General features: G+C 65.4%; 21 protein-coding genes and 1 pseudogene. 14 read left to right on the top strand and 8 right to left on the bottom strand.

The annotated features are described in order from the left end of the window. Nucleotides 1-11: 11 nt before the first annotated feature. Nucleotides 12-1,124 carry a ring-opening amidohydrolase gene (locus IVB12_RS36015; protein WP_247307353.1) on the bottom strand — a complete coding sequence of 371 codons (1,113 nt, stop codon included), beginning with the start codon at nucleotides 1,122-1,124 and terminating at the stop codon, nucleotides 12-14. Between the two features lie 386 nt (nucleotides 1,125-1,510). Here IVB12_RS36015 and IVB12_RS36010 point away from each other — a divergent pair, with 386 nt between their 5' ends. The 4 genes from IVB12_RS36010 (at nucleotide 1,511) to IVB12_RS35995 (ending at nucleotide 6,506) form a co-directional block, all read left to right on the top strand. Continuing rightward, complete coding sequence (locus tag IVB12_RS36010; protein WP_247307351.1) at nucleotides 1,511-3,847, top strand: Tex family protein; 2,337 nt, start codon at nucleotides 1,511-1,513, stop codon at nucleotides 3,845-3,847. A 299-nt stretch (nucleotides 3,848-4,146) separates the two neighbouring features. After that, a complete protein-coding gene (locus IVB12_RS36005; protein ID WP_247307349.1) occupies nucleotides 4,147-4,653 on the top strand; it encodes a hypothetical protein in 507 nt (168 codons plus the stop codon). A 97-nt stretch (nucleotides 4,654-4,750) separates the two neighbouring features. Next, entirely contained in the window at nucleotides 4,751-5,443 is a 693-nt protein-coding gene (locus IVB12_RS36000; RefSeq protein WP_247307347.1) for a response regulator transcription factor, read from the top strand. After that, on the top strand, nucleotides 5,430-6,506 hold the full coding sequence (locus IVB12_RS35995) for a HAMP domain-containing sensor histidine kinase (protein ID WP_247307344.1): 1,077 nt from the start codon (nucleotides 5,430-5,432) through the stop codon (nucleotides 6,504-6,506). The genes IVB12_RS36000 and IVB12_RS35995 overlap by 14 nt, the downstream gene beginning before the upstream one ends. Before the next feature lie 10 nt (nucleotides 6,507-6,516). Here the strand turns inward: IVB12_RS35995 and IVB12_RS35990 are convergent, their stop codons facing one another. Beyond that, on the bottom strand, nucleotides 6,517-6,888 hold the full coding sequence (locus tag IVB12_RS35990) for a helix-turn-helix transcriptional regulator (RefSeq protein ID WP_247307342.1): 372 nt from the start codon (nucleotides 6,886-6,888) through the stop codon (nucleotides 6,517-6,519). Beyond that, complete coding sequence (locus IVB12_RS35985; RefSeq protein WP_247307338.1) at nucleotides 6,885-7,751, bottom strand: S1C family serine protease; 867 nt, start codon at nucleotides 7,749-7,751, stop codon at nucleotides 6,885-6,887. Before IVB12_RS35985 ends, IVB12_RS35990 begins: the two co-directional genes overlap by 4 nt. A 184-nt stretch (nucleotides 7,752-7,935) precedes the next feature. Between IVB12_RS35985 and IVB12_RS35980 the strand changes: the two genes are divergently transcribed. The 4 genes and pseudogenes from IVB12_RS35980 to IVB12_RS35965 all read left to right on the top strand — a co-directional run bounded on the left by IVB12_RS35980 (nucleotide 7,936) and on the right by IVB12_RS35965 (nucleotide 13,539). Then, a complete protein-coding gene (locus IVB12_RS35980) occupies nucleotides 7,936-8,901 on the top strand; it encodes a VOC family protein (RefSeq protein WP_247307335.1) in 966 nt (321 codons plus the stop codon). A 65-nt stretch (nucleotides 8,902-8,966) separates the two neighbouring features. Continuing rightward, nucleotides 8,967-9,836, top strand: a pseudogene (locus IVB12_RS35975) (dihydrodipicolinate synthase family protein). 169 nt (nucleotides 9,837-10,005) lie between these two features. Then, a complete protein-coding gene (locus tag IVB12_RS35970; protein WP_247307333.1) occupies nucleotides 10,006-11,091 on the top strand; it encodes a trypsin-like peptidase domain-containing protein in 1,086 nt (361 codons plus the stop codon). Nucleotides 11,092-11,217: 126 nt separating this feature from the next. Further along, complete coding sequence (locus tag IVB12_RS35965; RefSeq protein ID WP_247307330.1) at nucleotides 11,218-13,539, top strand: xanthine dehydrogenase family protein molybdopterin-binding subunit; 2,322 nt, start codon at nucleotides 11,218-11,220, stop codon at nucleotides 13,537-13,539. A 217-nt stretch (nucleotides 13,540-13,756) separates the two neighbouring features. Here IVB12_RS35965 and IVB12_RS35960 read toward each other — a convergent pair whose 3' ends face one another. The 3 genes from IVB12_RS35960 to IVB12_RS35950 are packed head-to-tail and all read right to left on the bottom strand — an operon-like array spanning nucleotide 13,757 to nucleotide 16,973. Beyond that, nucleotides 13,757-14,953 carry an acyl-CoA dehydrogenase family protein gene (locus tag IVB12_RS35960; RefSeq protein WP_247307327.1) on the bottom strand — a complete coding sequence of 399 codons (1,197 nt, stop codon included), beginning with the start codon at nucleotides 14,951-14,953 and terminating at the stop codon, nucleotides 13,757-13,759. Nucleotides 14,954-14,968: 15 nt separating this feature from the next. Further along, complete coding sequence (locus IVB12_RS35955) at nucleotides 14,969-16,117, bottom strand: acyl-CoA dehydrogenase (protein WP_247307324.1); 1,149 nt, start codon at nucleotides 16,115-16,117, stop codon at nucleotides 14,969-14,971. Nucleotides 16,118-16,121: 4 nt separating this feature from the next. Then, nucleotides 16,122-16,973, bottom strand: coding sequence for an enoyl-CoA hydratase (locus IVB12_RS35950; protein WP_247307321.1), 852 nt, complete (start codon nucleotides 16,971-16,973; stop codon nucleotides 16,122-16,124). A 142-nt stretch (nucleotides 16,974-17,115) separates the two neighbouring features. Between IVB12_RS35950 and IVB12_RS35945 the strand changes: the two genes are divergently transcribed. The 6 genes from IVB12_RS35945 (at nucleotide 17,116) to IVB12_RS35920 (ending at nucleotide 22,427) form a co-directional block, all read left to right on the top strand. Then, entirely contained in the window at nucleotides 17,116-17,724 is a 609-nt protein-coding gene (locus IVB12_RS35945) for a LemA family protein (RefSeq protein WP_247307317.1), read from the top strand. A 202-nt stretch (nucleotides 17,725-17,926) separates the two neighbouring features. After that, a complete protein-coding gene (locus tag IVB12_RS35940; RefSeq protein ID WP_247307314.1) occupies nucleotides 17,927-18,844 on the top strand; it encodes a YgcG family protein in 918 nt (305 codons plus the stop codon). A 3-nt stretch (nucleotides 18,845-18,847) separates the two neighbouring features. Next, on the top strand, nucleotides 18,848-19,345 hold the full coding sequence (locus tag IVB12_RS35935; protein ID WP_247307312.1) for a TPM domain-containing protein: 498 nt from the start codon (nucleotides 18,848-18,850) through the stop codon (nucleotides 19,343-19,345). A gap of 265 nt (nucleotides 19,346-19,610) precedes the next feature. After that, complete coding sequence (locus tag IVB12_RS35930; RefSeq protein WP_247307589.1) at nucleotides 19,611-20,612, top strand: hypothetical protein; 1,002 nt, start codon at nucleotides 19,611-19,613, stop codon at nucleotides 20,610-20,612. A 91-nt stretch (nucleotides 20,613-20,703) separates the two neighbouring features. Beyond that, complete coding sequence (locus IVB12_RS35925; RefSeq protein ID WP_247307309.1) at nucleotides 20,704-22,245, top strand: hypothetical protein; 1,542 nt, start codon at nucleotides 20,704-20,706, stop codon at nucleotides 22,243-22,245. A 17-nt stretch (nucleotides 22,246-22,262) separates the two neighbouring features. Continuing rightward, complete coding sequence (locus IVB12_RS35920; RefSeq protein WP_247307306.1) at nucleotides 22,263-22,427, top strand: hypothetical protein; 165 nt, start codon at nucleotides 22,263-22,265, stop codon at nucleotides 22,425-22,427. A 9-nt stretch (nucleotides 22,428-22,436) separates the two neighbouring features. Here IVB12_RS35920 and IVB12_RS35915 read toward each other — a convergent pair whose 3' ends face one another. Both IVB12_RS35915 and IVB12_RS35910 read right to left on the bottom strand, forming a co-directional pair. Further along, nucleotides 22,437-23,084: a glutathione S-transferase family protein gene (locus tag IVB12_RS35915; protein ID WP_247307304.1), complete on the bottom strand. Its 648-nt coding sequence runs from the start codon at nucleotides 23,082-23,084 to the stop codon at nucleotides 22,437-22,439. A gap of 159 nt (nucleotides 23,085-23,243) precedes the next feature. Further along, nucleotides 23,244-24,449, bottom strand: a complete 1,206-nt coding sequence (locus IVB12_RS35910) for a CoA transferase (RefSeq protein WP_247307302.1) — start codon at nucleotides 24,447-24,449, stop codon at nucleotides 23,244-23,246. Nucleotides 24,450-24,492 lie beyond the last annotated feature (43 nt).

Raw genomic sequence — 24,492 nt, 5'->3', positions numbered from 1 at the left:
TGCCGATCGTCTCAATCCGACAGTCGCGCGATCACTGCAACCGGCCCGCCGCCCGGCGGTCCCTGATGCTCGGCCCCGCCGGAGACGTAGATGGCGCCGGTGCCGGCGAGTCCCGCAATCAGGCCGCCAACCGCAGCGCGGGCGTGGCGGGTGGCGCTGATGTCGGTGTCTTCCAGCATGGTGTGGCGAAAGCCGCGCACGCTGCCGTTCGGCGAAGCCTCGGCTTTGGCGAAGATGTTGACCAGCTCGCGACCCGTCTTTGCCTGCGGCGCCACGCCGAGCCCGACGCTGTTCAGCGCCGACACCACCGCCGGGGCATCGATCGCGTCGGTCATTACGGCATGCCCGATCTCGAACGCGCTTGCTGAAGACAAGGAGTTGCCGAGCACGATGACGACGTTGTGCATCAACTCGATTCCGGCCGAAGTGGAGGCAACGGACGAGAACAGATCATCGCGCCGCAGCACGTCCTCGTCGCGGACGTCAGGCGCGATCTCGCCGAGCGCGACCGCGACACCGAGCGCGGAGGCGCCGCGCGAATAGGCCATCGAGCCATAGGCGCTGGCCGTCGCCGTCTTGTTGCCGCGAGCGTTGGCCGCTTCGACGCGATCGCTGGTGAGCAGTGGACACTTGATCTGCACGAAATGAACGTCGGCAGAGTCAGTGATGCCGGCATCCGCCATCGCCGCCTTGACGGCTTTCGCCGTCTCGGTAATCTGTGCCGAGTGGCCGAGCTCCTCGGGGAGGAAATCACGGGTGTGTGCCATGCCGATGCTCAGGCGCTTGCCGGACATGCCCGCCGGCCGCCCCTCGACGTCGCGCCGCGTAAACACCGTGATATGTGGGCTGAGCACGCCTTCGGTGCCGCCCGACATCACGAACGCGATGCGCTGCTCGACCTGCTCTGGAGGCAGGCCGAGCCGCGGCGCAAGCGCCGCGCACAACGCGGCCACAGCATATTCCCGCGTGAAATCGTTGACGCCGCCATTGCCCTCGGTCTTGCCGAGGATTGCGAGGATCTCGCTTGGATCGATCGCGCCTGAGCTGATCATACTGATGAGGCCGGACACGTCGCCGGGGCCCTTGGTGGCGATCCTGATGGCGTCGACCGATGTCGTCTGCATTGCACTTCTCTTTGGGGGTTCGGTGGTCCGGCAGACAAAACAGTCGTCCAAGCCGGGCGCCTGTCAATCCCCGTCGTCGTCCTGGCGAAAGCCAGGACCCATTACCCCCAGGGAGCAATTTGGCGAAGATTCGTCGTTCGGTATTGCTTCCGGCCGTGATCGACAGACTCGCCGTGGGTCCTGGTCTCCGGCAGGACGACAGCGGAATTTGTGCGCCGTCTTCGCCATCTCCACGAATGTGGCGAGATCGCATCGGTTCAACAAAAAATCCTCTGTCGACGGCCGTCCGCTGCACCTTGATGAATCAACCCCGGTTGGTTCATAAGCGGCGTCCCGTGGCCGGTGCTTCGCCGCCGTGTCGCGTGCTAGGATAGAGGAATTCTCGCGTGGCAAATATCAACCAGAAAATTGCGCAGGAGCTTGGGGTTCGTGCCGAGCAGGTCGAGGCAGCGGTGACGCTGCTCGACGGCGGCGCCACGGTTCCCTTCATCGCCCGCTACCGCAAGGAAGCGACCGGTGCGCTCGACGACGCGCAATTGCGCACCCTGGAGGAGCGCCTGGTTTACCTGCGTGAACTTGAAGACCGCCGCAAGGCCATCCTCGAATCGGTCCGCGAGCAGGGTAAGCTCGACGCGGCTCTCGAAGCCAGCATTCTTGCCGCCGACAGCAAGGCGCGTCTCGAAGACATCTATCTGCCGTTCAAGCCGAAGCGCCGCACCAAGGCCGAGATCGCCAAGGAAGCCGGCCTCGAGCCGCTCGCCGATCAGCTGATGGCAGAGCCTGGCAATGATCCCAAGGTCGTGGCCGAGGCCTTTGTCAACGCCGAGAAGGGCGTTGCCGATGCCGCTGCCGCGCTCGACGGCGCCCGCGCCATCCTGGTCGAACGTTTCGACGAGGACGCCGATCTGATCGGCGCTCTGCGCGAGGAGATGTGGACCAATGCGCGCATGGCCTCCAAGGTGCGCAACGGCAAGAAGACTGAGGGGGAGAAGTTCGCCGATTATTTCGATTTCTCCGAGCCGCTGACGAAGCTGCCGTCGCACCGCATCCTGGCGATGTTCCGCGGCGAAAAGGAAGAGATCCTCGACCTCCAGATCCAGGCCGAGGCCGAGGCGCCGCCGCCGGGCGTGCCGAGCGCCTATGAGCTGAAGATCATGAAGCGGTTCGGCATCGCCGACCTCAAGCGCCCCGGCGACCGCTGGCTGATCGACACCGTCCGCTGGGCTTGGCGCACCAAGATCCAGGTGCATCTCAACATCGACCTGCGCATGCGGTTGTGGAATTCGGCCGAGACCGAGGCCGTTCGCGTGTTCGCCTCGAACCTGCGCGACCTCCTGCTCGCCGCGCCCGCCGGCACCCGCGTCACCATGGGGCTCGATCCCGGCTACCGCACCGGCGTCAAGGTCGCGGTGGTCGATGCGACCGGCAAGGTGGTCGACACCACCGCAATCTATCCGCACGAGCCGCAGCGGCAATGGAACGAGTCGCTGGCGACCCTCGGCAGGCTCGCGCTGAAGCATCGCGTCGAGCTGATCGCGATCGGCAACGGCACCGCCTCGCGCGAGACCGACAAGCTCGCGGCCGACCTCGTCAAAGGCCTGCCCGAACTGAAGATGACCAAAATCGTGGTGTCCGAAGCGGGCGCGTCGGTCTATTCGGCCTCCGCCTTCGCCTCGGAAGAGCTGCCGGGCCTCGACGTCACGCTGCGGGGCGCGGTCTCGATCGCGCGGCGGCTCCAGGACCCGCTCGCCGAGCTGGTCAAGATCGAGCCCAAGGCGATCGGTGTCGGGCAGTATCAACACGACCTCGGCCAGGCCAAGCTCGCCAAATCGCTCGATGCCGTGGTCGAAGATTGCGTGAACGCCGTCGGCGTCGACGTCAACACTGCCTCCGCACCGCTGCTGGCCCGCGTGTCGGGCGTCGGCACAGGCCTTGCGCAGAGCATCGTGGCGCACCGTGACGCCAACGGCCCGTTCAAATCGCGCAAGGCGCTCAAGGACGTGCCGCGGCTCGGGCCGAAGGCATTCGAGCAGTGTGCGGGCTTTCTGCGCATCGTCGGCGGCGAGGATCCGCTCGACGCCTCTGGCGTGCATCCGGAAGCTTATCCGGTGGTGCGCCGGATTCTCGCGGCGACCAAGAGCGACATCAAGGCGCTGATCGGCAGCAGCGAGATCGTGCGCACGCTGAAGCCGAAGGATTTCGTCGACGAGACTTTCGGTCTGCCGACCGTCACCGACATTCTGCGCGAGCTCGAAAAGCCCGGCCGCGACCCGCGCCCGGCGTTCAAGGCCGCGGTGTTCAAGGAAGGCGTCGAGGAGATCAAGGATCTCAAGAAGGGCATGATCCTCGAGGGCACCGTGACCAACGTCGCCGCCTTCGGAGCCTTCGTCGACATCGGCGTGCACCAGGATGGCCTCGTGCACATCTCGGCGATGTCCAAGACCTACATCAAGGATCCGCGCGAGGTGGTGAAGCCCGGCGACATCGTCAAAGTGAAGGTGCTGGACTTCGAGGTCGCGCGCAAGCGCATCTCGCTGACGCTGCGGCTGGATGACGAGGTCGGCGCCAAGAAGGACGCGCCCGGCATGCAGCGCGACAACAATTCGCGCAACAGCGCGCGCATGACCTCGTCGGCGCCGCGCAAGCAGGAATCCTCCGGCGGCGGCGCGCTTGCGGAGGCGTTGCGGCGTGCAGCCGAGAAGAACGGCGGCAAGCGGGTGTGAGTCTCAACTTCTCCTCGCCCTTTTGCGGGGAGAGGTGATCTGCTCCACGGATAGCGAGTTCTATCGCCTCGTCATTGCGAGGATAGTAGCGAGGCAATCCAGACTGCCTCCACTGGACAGTCTGGATTTGCTTCGTCGCAAGAGCTGCTTGCAATTGACGAGGAGAGAGCGGTGGGCCGCCTCCCTAACACGCGCGTCAGAATCTGGCGCATTTGTAAGTTGAAGGAGACGGCGCGTTCTCCTCTTCTGAACCTCCGAGTGCGGCTGTGTGACCACCGCACTGTAAGGAGGATTTTCCGATGAAACACAGGCTTCTCACAGGCCTCGCCGCAGCGGCAGTTGCCGCAACGCTGGCGGTCGCATCGCCCGTTCTTGCCCGCGCCGGCGGTGGCGGACATGGCGGGTTTGGCGGCGGTGGCCACTTCGGGGGCGGCGGCATGCATGTCGGTGGTGGCGGCATGGGTGGCGGGGGCATGCGAGTGGGCGGCATGGGCGGCGCTCATTTCGGTGGCGCGCGCTTCGCCGGTTCACCAATGGCCGCCCGCGCCGCCATCGGGCCGCGCTTTGCCGGTGCGCCATTCGCGACCCGCACCGCCTTCGGCCCGCGGTTTGCCGGCACGGGCTGGCACGGCAGGCCCTTCATTGGCCGGCATGCTTTCTTCTTCCGCCATCATCATCGCTTCCACCGCTTCGCCTTCTTTGGCGCGCCTTTCATCTATGCCAGTTACTATGACGGCTGCTGGCGCAGGAGCTGGACGCCCTATGGCTGGCGATGGGTCAATGTGTGCGGAGACTATTGGTACTAGCATCGCCGGACCGCACCATTGTCGCGGTCGCCACCGGGCAGTTCCGCTCAGCCCCGGAACGGGATAGTCTGGTGGCGATCGTCGCGCGGAGTTCGTCATGACCGGAGGTCACCGCCGCATCCTGGTCGTCGAGGACGATCCGGAGACCGCAGGCCAGCTCGTCGAGGAACTGACGACCTCCGGCTACGAGGTCGATCTCGCCGGCACGGGACGCGAAGCGCTTCACCAGGGCGGCGCCCGCGACTATGCCGTGATCACTATCGACCGCATGCTGCCCGATATCGACGGCATCACGGTGATGCGCCAATTGCGCGACGACGGCATCGCTGCGCCGTTCCTGATCATTTCCGCGCTTGGCGAGGTGGATGATCGCGTGCGCGGCCTGCGCGCCGGCGGCGACGATTATCTCGTCAAGCCGTTCTCGTTCGTCGAGCTACTCGCACGCTTGGAGGCGCTTGGCCGCCGCAGCGAGACCATCGCCAAGGAAACGCTGCTGCGGGTCGGGGATCTCGCCATCGACATGATCGCACGCAGCGCCAGTCGCCGCGGCCGTAAGATCCCGCTGCTACCGCGCGAATTTCAGCTGCTCGAATATCTCGTTCGTAACGAGGGCCGCGTCGTCTCCCGCGCCATGCTGCTCCAGCACGTCTGGGACCTGCATTTCGACCCCTCCACCAACATCATCGACGTCTATGTCGGGCGCGTTCGCCGCAAGGTCGACGATGCCCAGGCCTATCCGCTGATCCACACCATCCGCGGCATCGGATATTGCCTCCGTGCTCCTGGCTAAGACGCTCCGCTCCTCGACCTTCCGCCTGGCGCTGATCGCGATCGCGGCGTTCGGGCTGATCGTCGCAGCGATCATGGCTTACGTCTATTTCGGCACGCTCGCCTATGTGAAGAGCCGGCTCGGCGAGACCGGCGATCACGATGCCTTCGCGCAGATGATCGAGCTCGCGATCGCTGCGGTCGCCGTGCTGCTGCTGGTGCTCGCCGGGCTCGCGGCCGTGCTGGTGACGCGGCGCACGGTCGGGCGGATCGAGCAAATCAACGCCACCAGCCGCGCCATCATGCTCGCCGGCCTCGACCAGCGCATTCCCTTGCGCGGCAGCAACGACGAATGGGACCGCGTCGCGGAAAACCTCAACCAAATGCTCGACCGCATCGAGACGCTGATGGGGGAGGTCAAACAGGTCAGCGACAACGTCGCCCACGATCTGCGCACCCCGCTGACGCGCATGCGCGGACGGCTGGAAAAGGCCTATCACACCCCGCGCAACAGCGAGGCGGATGCGGCGCTGATCGGCGACACCATCGCCGATCTCGACGCCGTGCTCGGCATGTTCGCTTCCATCACCCGGATATCGGAGATCGAGACCCGGGCCCGCACCGGCGCCTTCCGCGGGCTCGACCTCGCCGAGATCGCCGGCGAGGTCGTCGAGCTCTACGACGCCGCCGCCGAGCAGGTCGCCACAAAGCTCAGTCTCGCCAGCGATCGCGAGGTGCCGGTGACCGGCGACCGCGACCTCTTGTTCGATGCCATCGCCAATCTCGTCGACAACGCGATCAAGCACGGCCGCAAAGGCGGGCAGGTGACCGTCACCTGCCGTAGCGCCGATGGCGGCGCGGTGATCGCGATCGCCGACGACGGCCCGGGCATTCCCGCGGAGGAACGCGATTACGTGTTCAAGCGCTTCTACCGGCTCGAGCAGAGCCGCTATACGCCGGGCAATGGCCTCGGCCTCAGTCTCGTCGCCGCAGTCGCGCGCCTCCATGGCGCCGAGATCGCGCTGCATGACAATGCGCCGGGCCTCACCGTCCAGCTCAGCTTCAAGGCGGCATCAGCGACGTGAAGCGGTGGTGTCACAGATCGATCACGCCGCGGCGCGCCGCATGCGCGACCGCGTCGGTGCGGCCGGTGGCATCCAGCTTGTCGAGCAGCGAGCCGACATGGAATTTCACGGTGTGCACGGAGATGCCGAGCTGGCGCGCGATCATCTTGTTGGAGGCGCCCTCGGCCATCAGCGCCAGCACGTCGAGCTCGCGCTGGGTCAGCGCGATGTCGCCGGGCATGATGCGCGGATCGCGGGCAACAATCGTCGCCGCGGCGTCTTCGCCAGGCGCGACGAGGCGAAGTCCGGCGACGTTGCCGAGCAGCTTGGCCAGGCGATCGGCGAGGGCTGGGTCGTCGATCTCTAGGGCCAGCACGATCTCCGGCGCGTTGTCCTCGCTCACGCCTCCGGCCTCTCGCCGACCGTGACCTTGAAGCTGACCGGCTCGCCGCCGCGGCGAACCGCGACCTCGACCACCGCGCCGACGCTGGAAGGTCCCAGCGTCCGCGACAGCGCGCGCACGCCGGACAGTTTCTGGTCGTTGACCGCCACGATCACGTCGCCTTGCCGGATGCCGGCCGCGGCCGAAGGTCCGGTCCTGTCGACATTCATCACCATCGCACCGATACCGTCGTCGAGCCGCACCGGCTGCAGCCCTACGCCGAGATAACCGCGCGCGATGCGGCCGCGCGCCTCGAGCTGCGGCGCGACGCGCGCGATCGTCGCCGTCGGGATCACCAGCACCCGCCGCGGTCCGAGCACGGCCATGCCGAAGGCTTCACCCGACGCATCGAGCGCAAGTCCGCCCTGCTGGCTACCGCGCAGGCGGACGTCGAGCTCGATCCGCGCATCGATGTCGCCGCCGCGTAAGGAGCGCCAGCTCTTGCCGGACGCCGATACCATCCCGAGCGCCGCACTCGGCGCATCGCGGTTGGTTGCGACAACGATCGACAGCGTGCCTAGCGCAGGGACTGATGTGGTCAGCTTGACCGGGGCAATCGCGGCCTCAGTGCGCAGCAGCGCGATATCGGTCGTATGGTCGCGGCCGGCGATAGCGGCGGCCACTCGGTTGCCGTCGGGAAGGCCGATCTCGACCGCGCCCTCGTCGGCGAGGGCCTCGTCGGCCGTGACGATCAGGCCCGGCTTCCACACGAAGCCGCTCGCGCGGGAGCGGTGCGAGTAGACGGAGACGACGGACGGTGCGGTGCGCGCCACCATGTCCGCGAGCGCGGACGACAGTGAAGACAGAGGAGTTGGGTCGGTCATGGCAGGCTCCTGTAAGCTGTCCTCAATCTGGGATATCGCAGGCGGTCCGGAAACTGGCCGCGTGGCCAGGGCAGCGTCAGCGCCGGCCGACGAACATGTGATTGGGACCCGCTCACGGAAACGTGTAGCAATCGGCCCGACATTGCGCTGTACGGCCTCAACCATTTCCGCGAGCCCTGACTGAATGAGCATGGATCTCACCCGCCGCACTCTGCTTCAGCTCGCCGGCGCGGCCTCTCTCGCAATGGCGGCCGCTGCCGCGGCGCGCGCCGAGGACAATGCGCAGGGCGGCGGGCCGACTTATGCCAGCCGCACGCCGATGCGGGTCGGCATGGTGACGCTCCGGGTGAAGAACCTCGACAAGCTCGCCGATTACTACCGCGACGTGATCGGGCTCACCGTGATGGAGCGCTCGGCGACTGGCGCGAAGCTCGGCACGGCCGGCGTCGCGCTGCTGGTGCTGGAAGCCCGTCCCGATGCCGCAATCGAGCCGCGCAACGCCGCCGGCCTCTATCACACCGCCTTCCTGATGCCGACGCGCAAGGATCTCGCGCGCTGGCTGGTGCATGCCGCCGCTCACCGCGTGCCGCTGTCGGGATTTGCCGATCACCTTGTCAGCGAATCCGTCTATCTCGACGACCCCGAAGGCAACGGCATCGAGGTCTATGCCGACCGCGATCCCTCGCAATGGCAGTGGAGCGAGGGCGGCGTGAAGATGGCAACCGACGAGCTCAACATCCCCGACTTGCTGTCGCTGACCAATACGCGCGTGGCCGACTATGCCGGCGCGCCGGAAGGATTGCGCATCGGCCACATGCATCTGCGCGTCAGCGATCTCGCGCAGGCCGAGAGCTTCTATCACGCCAGCATCGGCCTCGACCCGACCCGCCGCCGCAGCGGTGCCGCGTTCCTCTCCTCGGGCCGCTATCATCATCACCTCGGCATGAATGTCTGGCAGAGCCAGGGTGCCGGCCAGCGCGACGATCAAATGACGGGTCTTGCCTGGTTCTCGCTGGTGACCGAGAAGCAGGACATCCTCGCAGCCCAGGAGGAGCGCCTGCGCAAGGTTGGCGCACGGGTCAGGGCGCTTGCGGGCGGCCTGGAGGCCGTCGATCCCTGGGGCACGCGGGTGCGCCTTCTCAGGGTTTGATCGCCGGCGCAGGCGTTGGTAATACGCCTCAGGCGCAAACCAATTGACCGGGGTCCACGCCCGATATGTCCGAATTCCACGGTGTCTTTCCCTATCTCGTCTCGCCCGTCGATGCCGACGGCACGGTGCGCACCGAAGTCCTCGGCAAGCTCTGCGACGATCTAATCGCCGCCGGCGTGCACGGTCTGACGCCGCTCGGCTCGACCGGCGAGTTCGCCTATCTCAATGCCGCGCAGCGCATGGCGATCGTGCAGACCACGATCGAGGCGGCCAAGGGCCGCGTGCCGGTGGTCGCGGGCGTCGCTTCAACCTCGATCGCGGACGCTGGCGCAGGCGAAAGCGTACCAGAAGCTCGGTGCCGACGGCATCCTGGCGATTTTGGAGGCCTATTTCTCGCTCGCCGATGCCCAGGTCGAATCCTACTTCCGCGCCATCGCCGATGCCGTGGACATTCCCGTCGTCATCTACACCAATCCGCAATTCCAACGCTCCGACCTCACCCTCGATGTCATCGCGCGCCTCGCCGAGCATCCGCGCATCGGCTAAAGGACGCCTCGACCAACACCGGCCGGCTGCTCTCGATCATGAACCGCTGCGGCGATGCCTTGCGGGTGTTCTCGGCCTCCGCCCATATCCCGGTCGCGGTGATGCTGATCGGCGGTCTCGGTTGGATGGCAGGTCCGGCCTGCATCATCCCGCGCCAGAGCGTTGCGCTGTACGAGCTCTGCAAGGCTGGTCGCTGGGAGGAGGCCATGAAGCTTCAGCGCCGGCTGTGGCGCATCAACGAGGCCTTTGCCCGCTTTAATCTCGCCGCCTGCATCAAGGCGGGGCTTTCGATCCAGGGCTACGACGTCAGCGACCCTGTCCCGCCGCAGGCCGCGCTGACGGCCGAGCAGCGCAGGATGGTGGAAGCGGCGTTGCGGGAGCTGGCATAGCCGATTGTCACGCGGCAATATGCCCCCAGGTGCTGCCGCAAGCCGAACTATTCCCTATCTGCTTCGATCAGGAAACTTCCAGGCGCTTGCGACGTTGCTGCGTGAGCGAGATCCGCCACCTTAGGATGAGCATCTGAGCATTGTCTTCAGTATACCGCGGTGATCACCCATGAATCGTCGCTACGGAATTGCCGCGGCAGCTCTGGCCGCTCTGCTACTCGTGGTCACTGCCGCGAAAATCCAGCATGCGCCGTGGACCACGCCCGCCGCGCGAGCCGTCGAGCAGCGCGGGCCGCTGTCGGAGGCCGAAAAGGCCACGATCGACATCTTCGAGCGCGTATCGCCTTCGGTTGTCCAGGTAGCGGTGAAATCGGCGGCCAGTCCTCTCATGGGTGAGGAGGGCCAGGGCGGCGCTTCCGGCACGGGATTCGTTTGGGACGCCGAGGGGCACCTGGTGACGAACAATCACGTCGTGGCCAATGGCGGCGAGATCGCCGTGCGCTTTGCGTCCGGAGAGGTGGCCCAGGTCGACCTGGTCGGTACCGCTCCCAACTACGATCTTGCGGTCCTGCGAATCCGGAGTGTGCGCGAACTCCCTCCGCCGGTGGCTCTCGGCAGTTCGAACGATCTGAAGGTCGGGCAATCCGCCTTTGCGATTGGCAATCCCTTCGGGCTGGATCAATCCATGACCAGCGGCATCATCAGTGCTCTCAAGCGCAGGCTTCCGACCCATGGCGGCCGGGAGATTGCCAACGTCATCCAGACTGATGCCGCGATCAACCCAGGCAATTCAGGCGGGCCGCTGCTGGATTCCGCAGGCCGCCTGATTGGCGTCACAACGGCGATCATATCGCCGTCCGGCTCGAACGCCGGCATCGGCTTTGCGGTGCCGGTCGATGTCGTGAACCGGATTGTCCCCGAACTCATCCGCAACGGTCGCGTGCCGACGCCCGGTATCGGCATCGTGGCCGCCAGTGAGGATGTTTCCACGCGGCTTGGCGCCCAAGGGGTGATCGTGGTGCGGACCGCCCCCGGCAGCCCTGCGGAGCGGGCGGGGATTCGCGGGGTCAACTTTTCGACTGGCGCGGTCGGAGACATCATCACCGCGGTGGAAGGCAAGCCGGTGCGGCGCCTCTCCGACTTGACCGATGCGCTGGAGCAGGCCGGCGCCGGGAAGACCATTCGCCTCACTGTCAAGCGGGGCTCGGACACCCGCGACGTGAATGTGGGCATCATCGACATCGAGCGTTCCTGACGTCGCAATCTGCGCGGCCAATGGAGGCGTGGCACGCAATGCTGATGTGCTGCGGCTCGGTTGTATCGACTGCAAAATCGGCTAAAACCGCCGCGGTCGTTTTCCGGATTTCAAGGACATAACGGAATGAACATTCTTCCCGGCAATTTGCGTTTCGGAGCGGGCCAGCCCGTCAAGCGTTTGGAAGATCAGCGGCTGCTCACCGGGAAGGGGCAATTCATTGACGACAAACCGGCGGACGGCGCGCTGTGGTTGCACGTGCTGCGCTCGCCGCATGCGCACGCGAAGATCGTCTCGATCGACACCAGCGCCGCGGCGTCGATGCCTGGCGTCACCGCGATCTATACCGGCGCCGACCTCGTCAAGGACGACATCGGCAGCATTCCGACGCTGAACATCTTCAAGCGTCCCGACGGCAAGCCGATGACGGTGCCGCCGCGCCGGCTGCTGGCCCATGAAGTCGTGCGCTACGCCGGCGAAGCGGTCGCCGCCGTCGTGGCCGCCTCGCGCGTGGAGGCGCAGAGCGCGGCCGAAGCGATCGTGGTCGAATACGACGTGCTGCCTGCGGTGGTCGACCCGGTGGAGGCCGTAAAGCCCGGTGCGCCCGTGGTGTGGCCGGACGCGCCCGATAACATCGTCGGCGCGATGAGCTATGGCGATGCAGCCAAGGTGGACGAGGCCTTTGCCAAAGCGGCGCACACGGTCGAGCTCGATCTCGTCAGCCAACGCCTCGTTCCATCCGCAATGGAGCCGCGCTCGACCATCGCCGAAATCGACAAGAAGACGGGACGGCTCCTGCTGCACGTGCAGTCGCAGACACCGGCCTCGACTCGTGACGTGCTGGCGGAGGCCGTGCTCAAGCGTCCCAAGGACAGCGTGCGGGTGCTGGTCGGCGACATCGGCGGCGGCTTCGGCCAGAAGACCAACCTCTATCCCGAGGACGGCATCGTCGCCTATGCCGCGACCAAGCTGAACAAGAAGATCCGCTGGCGCGGCGACCGCACCGACGAGTTCGTCGGCGGCACCCATGGCCGCGATCTCACCTCGACCGCTTCCTTCGCGCTGGATGAAAAGGGCAAGGTGCTGGCCTATCGCGTCAAGTCGATCGGCTGCACCGGCGCTTATTCCTCGGGTGCGGCCAATATCATCCCGCTGGTGCTCGGGCCGTTCGTGCAGACCGGCGTCTACGATCTGCCGCTGGTGCATTTCGAGGTGAAGTCGGTGATGACCCACACCGCCCCGGTCGGTGCCTATCGCGGTGCGGGCCGTCCCGAAGCCGTCTTCATCGTCGAGCGCCTGTTCGACGCGGCTGCGCGAAAGATCGGCATGGATCCGCGCGCGATCCGCAAGGCCAACTACATCAAGCCGGCGCAGCTGCCTTATACGAATGCCGCGGGCCAGGTTTATGACTCCGGCGCCTTCGCGCACATGCTCGACCGCGCCGTGAAGCTCGCCGACTGGGACGGCTTTGCCGCGCGCAAGAAGGCGGCCAGGAAGAAGGGCCTGCTCTATGGCCGCGGTCTCACCTCCTACATCGAATGGACCGGCGGCCGCGCCCATACCGAGAAGGTCAGCCTGCACGCGACCTCGCAAGGCCGCGTCGTCCTGCATTCCGGCACCATGGCGATGGGGCAGGGCTTGCAGACCACCTACACCCAGATGATCTCCGACACCCTCGGCATTCCCATGGACAAGATCGACGTCGTCCAAGGCGACACTGATCTCGCCATGGGCTTTGGCAGCGTCGGCTCCCGTTCGCTGTTCGTCGGCGGCACCGCCGTGGCCGTCTCCTCCAACGACCTCATCCAGAAGGCGCGCGAGAAGGCCGCGAACGTGCTGGAGACCTCGATCGAGGACATCGAATATCAGGGCGGCATGCTCACCGTGGTCGGCACCGACCGCCGCATCAGCCTGTTCGATCTCGCCGAGAAGGAGACCGGCGCCAAGCTCAGCGTCAATTCCGAAGGCGAGGTGGATGGGCCGAGCTGGCCGAACGGCACCCATATCTGCGAGGTCGAGATCGATCCCGAGACCGGCGTTTCCCGCGTCGTGCGCTACACCACCGTCGACGACGTCGGCGTTGCCGTGAACCCGATGCTGGTCACCGGGCAGATCCATGGCGGCGTTGTGCAAGGCATCGGTCAGGCGTTGTATGAGGGCGTGTCCTACGATGCCGACGGTCAGCTCCTCACCGCGAGCTACCAGGATTACTGCATCCCGCGCGCCGACGACGTTCCGCCGATTGTGGTGACGCTCGACGATTCCGCGCCCTGCCGCACCAATCCGCTCGGGGCCAAGGGCTGCGGCGAGTCCGGCGCCATCGGTGGTCCGCCCTGCGTCACCAATGGCGTGATGGACGCGCTGGCCGAGCTCGGCATCACCCAGCTCAATACGCCGCTGACGCCGCAGAAGATCTGGCAGGCGATCCGGGACGCGAAGGCGGGGTAGGCCTGGCGCGTTGTTGCGTTAGCTGCTGCGTCAAGCTCAGCTCGTCATCCCGGGGCGCGCAAAGCGCGAACCCGGGATCCATAACCACAGAGAGTGGTTTGGTGGGAAGCTGGTAACTCCGAGTCCCCGTAACCACCTCTCGCTGTGGTTATGGATCCCCGCCTCCGCGGGGACGACACACGGAGCAAGGGGCTCCATCTGGGCTACGAAGCCAGATTCAAATCCCCAGCATCATCTTCGCGATGATGTCGCGCTGGATCTCCGAGGTGCCGCCGAAGATCGTATATGCTCGCCCGTTGAGATATTCCGGGATCACCGTCAGCATCTCCTCCGGGACCGGCGGCTCGTGGTTGAGCCTGTAGAGCGGCCGCATCGGCTCCACCGCGAGGGCGTCGTGACCGATCACGTCGGCCCCTAATCGCGTCACGGCTTGCCGGATTTCGCTGTTGCGCAGCTTCAGGATCGACGACACCGCGCCGGGATTTTGTCCGGTCTGCAGCGCCGAGAGCACGCGCAGCTCGGTCATTTCAAGCGCGTCGATGTCGACCTCGACCTCGGAGATGCGCGTTGCGATGTCAGGACTGTCGATCGCGCGGCCCGTGAGGTCGGACCCGGCAAGATCCGCGATCGCCCTCAATCCCTCGCGCAGCTTCGCCGAGGCGATGCCGGAGCCGCGCTCGAACTCGAGCAGATATTTGCCATAGGTCCAGCCCTTGCCTTCCTCGCCGACGCGGTTGGCGACGGGCACGCGCACGTCGTCGAAGAACACCTGGTTGACCTCGTGGTCGCCGCCGATGGTGAGGATCGGGCGCGTGGTGATACCAGGCGTGTTCATGTCCATCAGGATGAAGCTGATGCCGTCCTGCTGCCGCGGCCCGTCGCTGGTGCGCACCAGTGCGAACATGCGGTTGGCGTGGTGGGCATGCGTGGTCCAGATTTTCGTGCCGTTGATGATGTAGTCGTCGCCGTCGCGCACCGCGCGCGTCTTCAGCGACGACAGATCGGAGCCCGAGCCTGGCTCGGAATAGCCCTGACACCAATAATCGTCACCTGAGAGAATACGCGGCAGATAAAAATTCTTCTGCTCGGGGCTGCCGAAGCCGATGATGACGGGGCCGACCATCTTCACGCCCATCACATTGACGTTCGGCACGCCGGCGCGTGCGCATTCGGTCTCGAAGATCCAGCGCTGCGCCGGGGTCCAGTCCGGCCCGCCATATTCGACCGGCCAGCCCGGCGCGCCCCAGCCCTGCCGGTGCAGCGCGCGCTGCCAGGCCTTGCCGATGTCAGGATCGGAGAACACCGAGGGCGTCAGCGCGGTTGCGCGCTTCATCTCCTCGGTGAGGTTTTTCGCAATGAAGCCGCGCACCTCGTCCTGGAAGGCGCGCTCCTCGGCATTGAACGACAGGTCCATGAAGCGCTCCTCGTATCAGGCCGGCAGTTTGGTACGGCCAAGCTGGGCGTGGCGGGCATAGTGGTGCGCGCTGCCGCCGAACAGCGTGTCGAAGGCGACCAGCCGCTTGAAATAGGCGCCGACCTCGAGCTCCTCGGTGACGCCCATGCCACCATGGAGCTGGATCGATTGCTCGCCGACGAAGCGCGCACACTTGCCGATCTTGGCCTTCGCACCCGACGCAGCCCGCGCGCGCTCAACGGGTTCGGCGTCGGCTTTCAGTGCGGCGCGCAGCGCCATCGAGCGCGCCTCGTCGACCTGCATCGCCATGTCGGCCAGGCGGTGGCGGATCACCTGGTTGGCCGAGAGCGGACGGCCGAACTGCTTTCGGATCTTGGTGTATTCGAGCGTGGTGTCGAGCAGCGTCTGCATGATGCCGACGGCTTCCGCACCTAGCGCAGCCATGGCGCGGTCGACGGCCCATTCGATCGCGGGCAGAGCATCGCTGCCGTCGCCAAGCAGGGCGCCTTCGGGAAGCTGCACGTCCGACAGCTCGATGTTGCAGGCGCGTCCGCCGCCGAGGCGAGCGTAGTCGGCGATTGTGAGGCCCGGTGCCGTCGCCGGCACCACGAACAGGCCGATCCGTTCCGAAGGTCCGTGATGGTCATGCATGAGTGCGGAGACGATGATCTCGTCGGCAGCATGCCCGTCGAGCACCGCGATCTTTTTGCCGGCCAGATGCCAGCCCTGCGACGTCTTGTTGGCGCTGGTTGCGACCTTGGCGAGATCGAACCGCGCCGCGCGCTCGGAATGTGCCAAGGTGAGCTTCAGTGATCCGTCGCCGACCTTGGGCAGGCTCGCCTGCTTTTGCGCCGTGGTGCCGCATCTAGCGATCAGCGCGGCCCCCAGCACCACGGTTGCGACATAGGGCTCCGACACCAGCCCGCGGCCTAAGGCTTCCATCAGGATGCCGACATCGACCGCCCCGCCGCCGAGCCCACCGAACTCTTCGGGAAGCGGCAACGCCAGCCAGCCGAGCTCGGCGAACTGCCTCCAGATGGCCGGGCTGAAGCCGAGCGGATCGCTTGCCATCGTGCGGCGGTGAGCGGCATCGTAGCTTTCGGCTACGAAGCGTTCCGCGCTCTCGCGCAGCAGGCGCTGCTCGTCACTGAGATTGAGGTCCATGTGCCTACTCCGCCGCCGGCGGCTTGCGCACCGAGGGATGCAGGCCGGAGGGATCGACGATCATGCCGTACTCCTGGAGATTGTGGGCATGGCAGAGCTGATGCAGTGCAAAGGCCTGGTCGATCGCGGCAGGCTGGCCCATCACGTCCACCGAGCGGTTGACGGCCTCCTTGGTTAGCTTCAGCGCGAAGGACGGTTTCGTCGCGATCCGGCGCGCCAACGCCAGCACGCTTGCTGACAGCTCCGCGCGTGGGACGACCTGATTGATCATACCGAGCTGATGCGCCTCCTGGGCGCTCCAGCTATCGGCGGTGAACAGGAACTCCTTGGCCTTGCGTGGGCCGAGCTCCCAGGGATGGACGAACCATTCGACGCCGCAGACGCCCATGGTGACGACAGGGTCGCAGAACTGCGCATCGTCGCTGGCGATAATGAGGTCGCAGGCCCAGGCCAGCATCAGCCCGCCGGCGATGCACTTGCCGTGCACTTCGGCGATGGTCGGCTTGGCGAGGTTGCGCCAGCGCCGCGTGATCTGGAGATAGATCTCCTGCTCGCGCGCGAAGCGGCCGTGAGCATTGGGCTCGGCAAAGCCACCCCAATTTCCGATCGGCGGAAAATCGACGCCCGCGGCATTTTTAGCCCCGGGACGCAGATCATGCCCGGACGAAAAGTGCGGACCGTTGCCGGCCAGGATGATCACCTTGACCGCGTCGTCCTGCACGGCCGCATCGAAGGCGGCGTTGAGGTCATAGGTCATTTGCAGGTTTTGCGCGTTGCGCGCGTCGGGCCGGTTCATCACGATCCGGGCAATCGGCGGCTCCGGCCGCTCCACGAGGATGGTCTCGAACGAGCTCATCGCTTTCCCTTGCCGTTTCCGTTCTTGTTTTATCCGAGTTGACTATGTCGTCCAGGGATAGGCAAGAGGCTTGCGTCAGTCGGCTGCTTTTCTCACGCGCCCAATCTGGTAGCTTGCGCCAGATTCCACCGGGAGAAATTTGATGCGCAAGATCCTGACCGTGCTGGCAGCGCTGGCCTCGCTGAGCTTGGCCAATTGCGGCTACAACGCGATCCAGAGCGAGGACCAGCAGATCAAGGCCAATTGGTCCGAAGTCGTGAACCAGTATCAGCGCCGCGCCGATCTCGTCCCCAATCTGGTCAATTCGGTGAAGGGGTTTGCCCAGCAGGAAAAGGACGTGCTGCTCGGCGTCACCAATGCGCGCGCCAAGGTTGGCAGCGTCCAGGCAACGCCGGAGGTGCTGAACGATCCCGCAGCCTTCCAGAAATTCCAGGCCGCCCAAAGCGAGCTCTCCAGCGCGCTGTCGCGGCTCCTCGTCGTCACCGAGAATTATCCGCAGCTCAAATCGGATGCCCTGTTCAAGGATCTGATGTCGCAGCTCGAAGGCACCGAGAACCGCATCACTGTGGCGCGAAACCGCTACATCAAGGCCGTGCAGGAGTACAACGTCACGGTCCGATCGTTCCCGACCAACCTCACCGCGATGGCATTCGGCTACAAGGAGAAGCCGAATTTCTCGGTCGAGAACGAGAAAGAGATCTCGACCGCGCCGAAGGTGGACTTCAACCCGGCGCCGGCGCCGTCGAAGTAGGCGCGTCGTTTCGCGAATGCGCCAAGTCTCAATCACCGCTCTCATTCCCCGCGAAAGCGGGGAATCCAGTACGCCGCGGCCTCTCCGTATCTCGCCTGCGTCTCTGGAATACTGGATCGCCCGGTCCCGGCTCCGCCAAGGGCTTCGCCGGGCACCTCGGTATTGGGCCGGCGAAGCGTCAGCGAAGACGGCAAGCCGGGCGATGACAGCGAGGGTGTGGTGGGCCCTTTCGGTCTTCTCGTCGTTTGTTCTCGCCGTCGCACTTCTTTTCGCCTTCGCGCTCCCCGCCCACGCAGACATCGCCATCCCCCAACTGACCGGCCGCGTGGTTGACCAGACCGGCACGCTCTCGAGCGCCGAGATCGCTACGCTGTCGCAAAAGCTGCGCGACTTCGAGAATCGGAAGGGCAGCCAGCTCGCCGTCCTGATCGTGCCGACCACACAGCCGGAGACGATCGAGCAGTTCTCGATCCGCGTTGCCGAGGCCTGGAAGATCGGACGCAAGAAGGTTGACGACGGCGCCATCCTCATCGTCGCCAAGAACGACCGGCATTTGCGCATCGAGGTCGGCTATGGCCTCGAAGGCGTGCTCACCGACGTCACTTCGAGGCGGATCATCGATGAAGTCATCACGCCGAAATTCAGGACCGGCAATTTCAGCGGTGGCATCTCGGATGGTGTCGATCGCATGATGCGGGTCATCGATGGCGAGCCGTTGCCGTCACCCTCGCGCAGCGTCAACTTCGCCCACAATCTGGACGATCTCGTGCCGGCATTTGCCGTGGCGCTATTCGCTTCCATAGGCATCGGCGGGGTCTTCCGCGCGATGCTGGGGCGGCTGCTCGGATCATTGGTGACCGGCGGCATCATTGCCGCGGTGACTTGGCTCATCCTCGGCTCTGCCGCGCTCGCCGCGGCGGTCGGCGTACTCGGCTTTATCATCGGGTTTATCGCCGATCTGTTTTCGGCGGCAACGCCAGGCACGGGCCGCTCGCGCGGCGGCTCATGGTCGAGCGGCTCATCGGGAGGCGGTTGGAGCAGCGGATCGTCGAGCAGCGATGATAGCTTCAGCGGCGGCGGGGGCAGTTTTGGCGGCGGCGGCGCCTCGGGGAGTTGGTAGGTCATGAGCATCAAGCGCATCACCAGGCACCTCGTGCAGCATCATTGGCGGGCGAAGCGGATTTTTCCGCAGGCCGTGCTCGACCGCATCGAGCAGGCGATCAAGCGGGGCGAAGCCACCCATTCCGGCCAGGTCCGCTTCGTCGTCGAAGGCGCGCTCGATGGTGCGCCGCTGTTCCGCAACCAGCCGGCGCGCGCGCGCGCGCTCGACATGTTCTCGCATCTGCGCATCTGGGACACCGAGCACAACAACGGCGTTCTCATCTACCTCCTGCTCGCCGACCGCGACGTCGAGATCGTCGCCGACCGCGGCATCGACGCGAGGGTTGGAGCCGAGCGCTGGGAGAGCATCTGCCGCGCGATGGAGACCGAGTTCAGGGCGGGCCAGTTCGAACGCGGCGTGATCGCGGGCATTGAGGCCGTGTCGCGCGAGCTGGCGCGGCATTTCCCGCCGCAAAGACCGCATTCGAACGAGCTGCCGGATGCGCCCGTGGTGATGTGATCTCGCTGGTCTTGGCCAAGGCCAGGACCACGTCGGAGAGGCGCCCTGCCTCGCGAATGAATCCTACGGGCGCAATGCGCCCCAATGCCGCCTCCGCTGACAATTTGTTGCACGCCGCCACGCCGGTTCCACTTTCCCGGCCAAATTCGGCCTCGGACGAGTTCCTAAAACTTCGGTAAGCGGGTCCCGAGGTAAGGATTTCGCAAGCAATGAAAGTTACCAAAAGGTCAACCTAGACTGGAGTATTTGAGCCGTGAGCGAACCAATGCCCGAGCAGGCCGCCCTGGATCATGGCGCCGTCGAAGCCGCAGCGACCGCGTCGCAGACCGTCGAGGCCGCCGGGATCGACGCCCCCTCGATCGCCCCTGACCACGAGGCGCCGCCCAAAGCCGACCCGGTCAAGATCGAGCCGCCAAAAATCGAGGCATCAAGGATCAAGGTGCCGAAGTTCGAATCCAAGACTGAACCCAAGGCTCAGTCCAAAGCTGAGTCCAGGACTGAACCCAAGCCCGAGCCCGGCAAGCTGATTGTAATGGCACCTTCGGAACGCTCCTGGGATCGCGAGGACTTTGCCCCGCATGTGAAGGCGGAGGAGCCGCGCGAAACCGGCGGCAAGCGCCGCCTGTCGGCGATGGCTGCGGTGGTGGCGATCGCTGCTTGCGTCGGCGCGATCAGCGGCGCGCTCGCGACCGCCGGGATGATGCACTTTGCCGGCCCGGCCCCGGCGCCGGTACAGGTCGCCGATACCAGCGCGCTGGACGCTTCCGTCGCTCGGATCGATGCCGACCTCGTCGCGCTGAAGGCCAATGTCGAGCGCTCCTCCAAGACCGACGTCAGTCAGTTCAACCGGACCAACGACCGCCTCGACAAGCTCGAGAAGGCGCAGGCCGAGCCGTTGGCCAAGATCGCAAAACTGTCGGAGACCGTCGACAAACTCCGCGCCGCGCCGCCAGCGGCCCTTGCGCAGGCCGCAGCTGCCGCGCCCGCCAAGGAGACCACCGGCTCGATCGCGCCGGCCCAGGTTGCGACCGCCGCAGCTGCGCCGGCACCCGCCGCGCCCAAGACCGAGGTCGGCCGCCTGCCGACGATCGAAGGCTGGAGGCTGCGCAACGCAGCCAATGGCGGCGCGCTGATCGAAGGCCGCGACGGCCTCTACGAGGTATATCCCGGCGATCCCATCCCCGGCGTCGGCCGCGTCGATGCGATCCGCCGCCAGGACGGCCGCTGGGTGGTCGTCACCAGCAAGGGCCTGATCGTCGCGCGTTGAGCCCTCTATCCGGCCTTCGAAAAGGCGCTTCACCACCGCGTGAGACGCCTTTTTGCTTGAATAGGCTGGTCGGCGCGGTGTTACTTGGGGCATGAGCCGCGCCTTGCGAATTGTCGTTGCCGCCGCCGCATTCTTTGGCGGTGTCGTCTCGCTTTCCGCGGCGGAGAGCGCGCAATTGACGCGCGGCACGGCGATCACCGATCCTGATCTGTTGCGCCGGCTCGATCAGAGCGATGCTCTCACGATCGTGAGCCTGCTAAAGCCGGAACGGAACGCCGACGTTCCGCTCACGACGGACCTGCTGTTCTCGTCGTTGCCGCAGCTCAAAGCGATTCCGCCGGCGATCGATGCGGAATTGGACCGCTACATCGCTCGGTACAAGGCGACATACCCGGGCGAGACCATCGGCGTCGGCGAGGGCTTTGACGTGCAATTGTTCGACCGAGCCAATCTGAAATCGCCCGACACGCGTTTCGTGCTGGCCGGCATCGTCAACCGTATGGACCGCGCCTATGTCTCGGAAGAGTCCTGCGGCGAGATCCGGCTGATCTACCGTCTCGCGCGTTACGAGAGCAGGCCGGAGGGCGGCAACACCGCAACGCGCCTGCCGATGACGCTCAATCTGGTGATGAAGGCGCGCGACGCGCGCCAGACGGACGGGAACAATCGCGTCACCTGCGCCGAGATCGCGCGCCGCTGGCTCGACAATGGCGACTGGCAGGAGTTGATCGGCAGTCGCTCCTCGCCTGCCATGCTCGACCGCATCGAGACTAACATCCAGGTCTCCATCGCGCCGAAATCGGCGCTGCACGATTTTCGCTCCGACTATCTGCTCAAGGTGTTCAAGTACGACGCTGCGAGGAAAACGTTCGAGGAAGCGACGCTGGAGAACCAAATCGACCGCGACCGAATCCTTGCCGACGATGCGCTTCGGCGCGAGTTCAGGGATTGGCTGCTCGCGCCCGAAAACCTGCGCGAGTTCGATCGCGGCACGGTGCTGATCCCGGAAAAATTCCTGGCGACATCTGCGGTGGTGCCGACACCTGCCGGGCTCGATGCCTCGGTGTTGCAGCCAGAGTTCGGCATGATGCAAGGAGAAGGAAAAGGGGAGGGCAGCGACGTTCCCGTTTTCGGCGATGACGATGTGGTCGGTGCCTTGAACCAGGCTGCCGCGCGCGGCATCGAGCTGCAGAACGTCCGCTCGGCCGCGGGCTTTCAGCGCCGTCTCAACGACGTCACTTGTGCCGGCTGCCACCAGACCCGCGGCATCGGAGGCTTCCATTTCCCGGGCGTGGATTGGCTTGCGGACAAGTCCTCCAACTCCGCCAACGTGCCGGCCTCGCCGCATTTCTTCGGCGACCAGCTCCGCCGCCGCGACATCCTGACCGCATTCGCCGCGGGCAAACGTCCCGATTTCTCACGCGGATTTGCCAGCCGGCCACAGACCCGCGGTGGCCACGAACTGGCCGGGACCGAATATCAGGACGGCTGGGGCGCGCATTGTTCCCTGCAAAATGCGGGATCGGGAACGACGGACAAGAGTTTTACGTCATGGAGCTGTGCTAAAGGCCTTACCTGTCAGGCTGCTGCGGCCTCGCGCCGCATCGGCATGTGCTTCATCAAGACGCGCTAAACCGATTTGGATGACCCATGACGGATCCGAGCGAAGCCAACAAGGAGCGCAATCGCGAGATTGCGCACAACGAGGAAGCCAAGCAGGTCACCGGCAGCATCCGCGTTAGCACCTGGGCGGTCGCGATGGTGGTCATCATCGGCGGGATCCTGTTTACGCTCGGCTGGCTGGCCGTGCGGTAGTCGGCGCCCTCACTTGGCGTAATTCGTCATCCGTTTTCCTGGCAGCAGTTCATAGGCCGGCTTCCAGCCGGGCAGTGCGGCCATGCGGCCGAGCCAGGCGTGGATGGCCGGATGGCTCGCCGCGAAGTCGAAGCCGTGCTCGTCACTCGGATAATGCAGATAGGCCATCATCGAGATATCGGCGACCGTCGGCTTTGCGCCGATCGCGAATTCATTGTGCTGGAGGTGTTCATCGAGGATGCCGAGGAAGTCCTCGAGCCGTCGGCGAAAATGCTTGAGCACCTGCGGATCGTTTTTGGCGGTGAAGGCGCGCATGAAGCGATAGGTCGCCATGTAGCCGGTGAGCTTGTGGTTGTCCCAGAACAGCCAGCGCAACAGCTCGAATTTTTCCTCGTCCGTATCAGCGCCAAAGCGCCCGTACTGATCGGCAAGCTTGAGCAGGAGCGGCGCGGTCTGCGTCATCTTCACGCCGTTGATTTCGAGCACGGGGATCTCACCCATCGGGTTCACCGCCCTGCGCCATTCCGCGGTGCGCGTGACGCCGCCGCCGAAATCGGTCCAGACCGGCTCGAATTTCTCGCCGCAAAGCGTCAGCATCAGCGCCAGCTTGTAGCTGTTGCCGGATTCGGGGAAGTAGTGCAGGCGGTAGCTGGGCATGGGACCTCGCAGGCAGACGGGATGCGCTGCCGATCATTATACCGAGACGGTCTCGCGCCGTCATTGCGAGCATAGCGAAACAATCCAGCAATGCATCCGCGGGGGGATTCTGGATTGCTTCGCAGCGCTCGCGATGACGATGCCGTGCGAGTGCGGCTCCTAACCCACCGCCCCCGAACCCCGCAGCTGCTTGATCGCCGCCTCGTCGTATCCCGCCTTGCGCAAAATCTCGTCACTGTGCTCGCCGACAGCGGGCGGCTTGCGCGGCTGCACCTTCCTGGCGCCGTCGATCCAGATCGGGCTGTTGATGGTGAGCATGGTGTCGTTCTCGAACGGCACCAGAACCTCATTGTCGAGCATTTGCTTGTCGTTGGGGATGTCGTCGAGAATGGCAACGACGCCGAACACGAGGCCATTGCCGTCGAGGATCCTGCGCCATTCGGCGAGATCCTTGGTGGCGAAGGTGTCGTCCAGAATCTTGATCAGCTCGACCGAGCGGGCGTGGCGGTCGGCCTTGGTGACGAAGCGCGGATCGTCGATCAAGTCCTCGCGCCCGAGGCAGCGCGCCAGCGTCGGCCACTGCCGCTCCTCGTTGAGCAGGGACAGGATCAGCCAGCGGCCGTCCTTGCACTGGTAGTGGTTGGCCACCGCGTTCAGCGCGCGCTCGCGCGGGCGCCGCTCGCCGAACTTGGCGCCGCAGAGTTTCGCCTGCGCCAGCACGCTCGCGGCCCAGACGCCATTGGCCATCAGATTGGAAGCGACATGCGAGCCCTTGCCGGTCTTCTCGCGCTGATACAGCGCGGTGACGATGGCGCCATAGAAGGCCATGGCGCAGGGATGGTCGCCCATGCCGGCGACGGAGCGGGCCGGTGTCGTGTCGGTATCGGCGCGGACGAGGTCCATCAGGCCGGAGCGCGCCCAATAGGCATTGCTGTCGAAGCCGGGCTTGTTGGCTTCCTCGCCCTTCTCGCCATAGCCGGTGAAGGAGGCGTAGATCAGCCGGTCGTTGAGATGGGCGAGGTGGTCATAGGTGATGCCGAGCTTGGCGCGCACCGGCGGCGGCATATTGGTGATGAAGACGTCGGCCTCCGCCACCAGCTTATAGAGCACGGCCTGCGCTTCCGGCTTGGAGAGGTCGAGCGCGATGCTCTTTTTGTTGCGCGCCTCCAGCAGCCAGGCGAAATTGTGCTCACCGGTCGGATAGCCCGGAAGGTTCGGCAGATTGCGGTAGGGATCCCCAGTGCCGGGCGGCTCGATCTTGACGACGTCGGCGCCGAAATCCGACAGCACGGTCGCGGCCGCGGGCGCTGCGATGAAGCTCGCGCAGTCCAGAACCTTCAGCCCGGCAAAGATGCCCTTTTCCATCGCGGCGTTGCTCCCTCGCTCTTGTCGTTTCCCGCGCGCTGGA

The sequence above is a fragment of the Bradyrhizobium sp. 179 genome (genome assembly GCF_023073535.1).
Classification (GTDB): domain Bacteria; phylum Pseudomonadota; class Alphaproteobacteria; order Rhizobiales; family Xanthobacteraceae; genus Bradyrhizobium.
The sequence above is the reverse complement of the archived record's forward strand: the minus strand, read 5'-3'. Positions and strand labels throughout refer to the sequence as shown.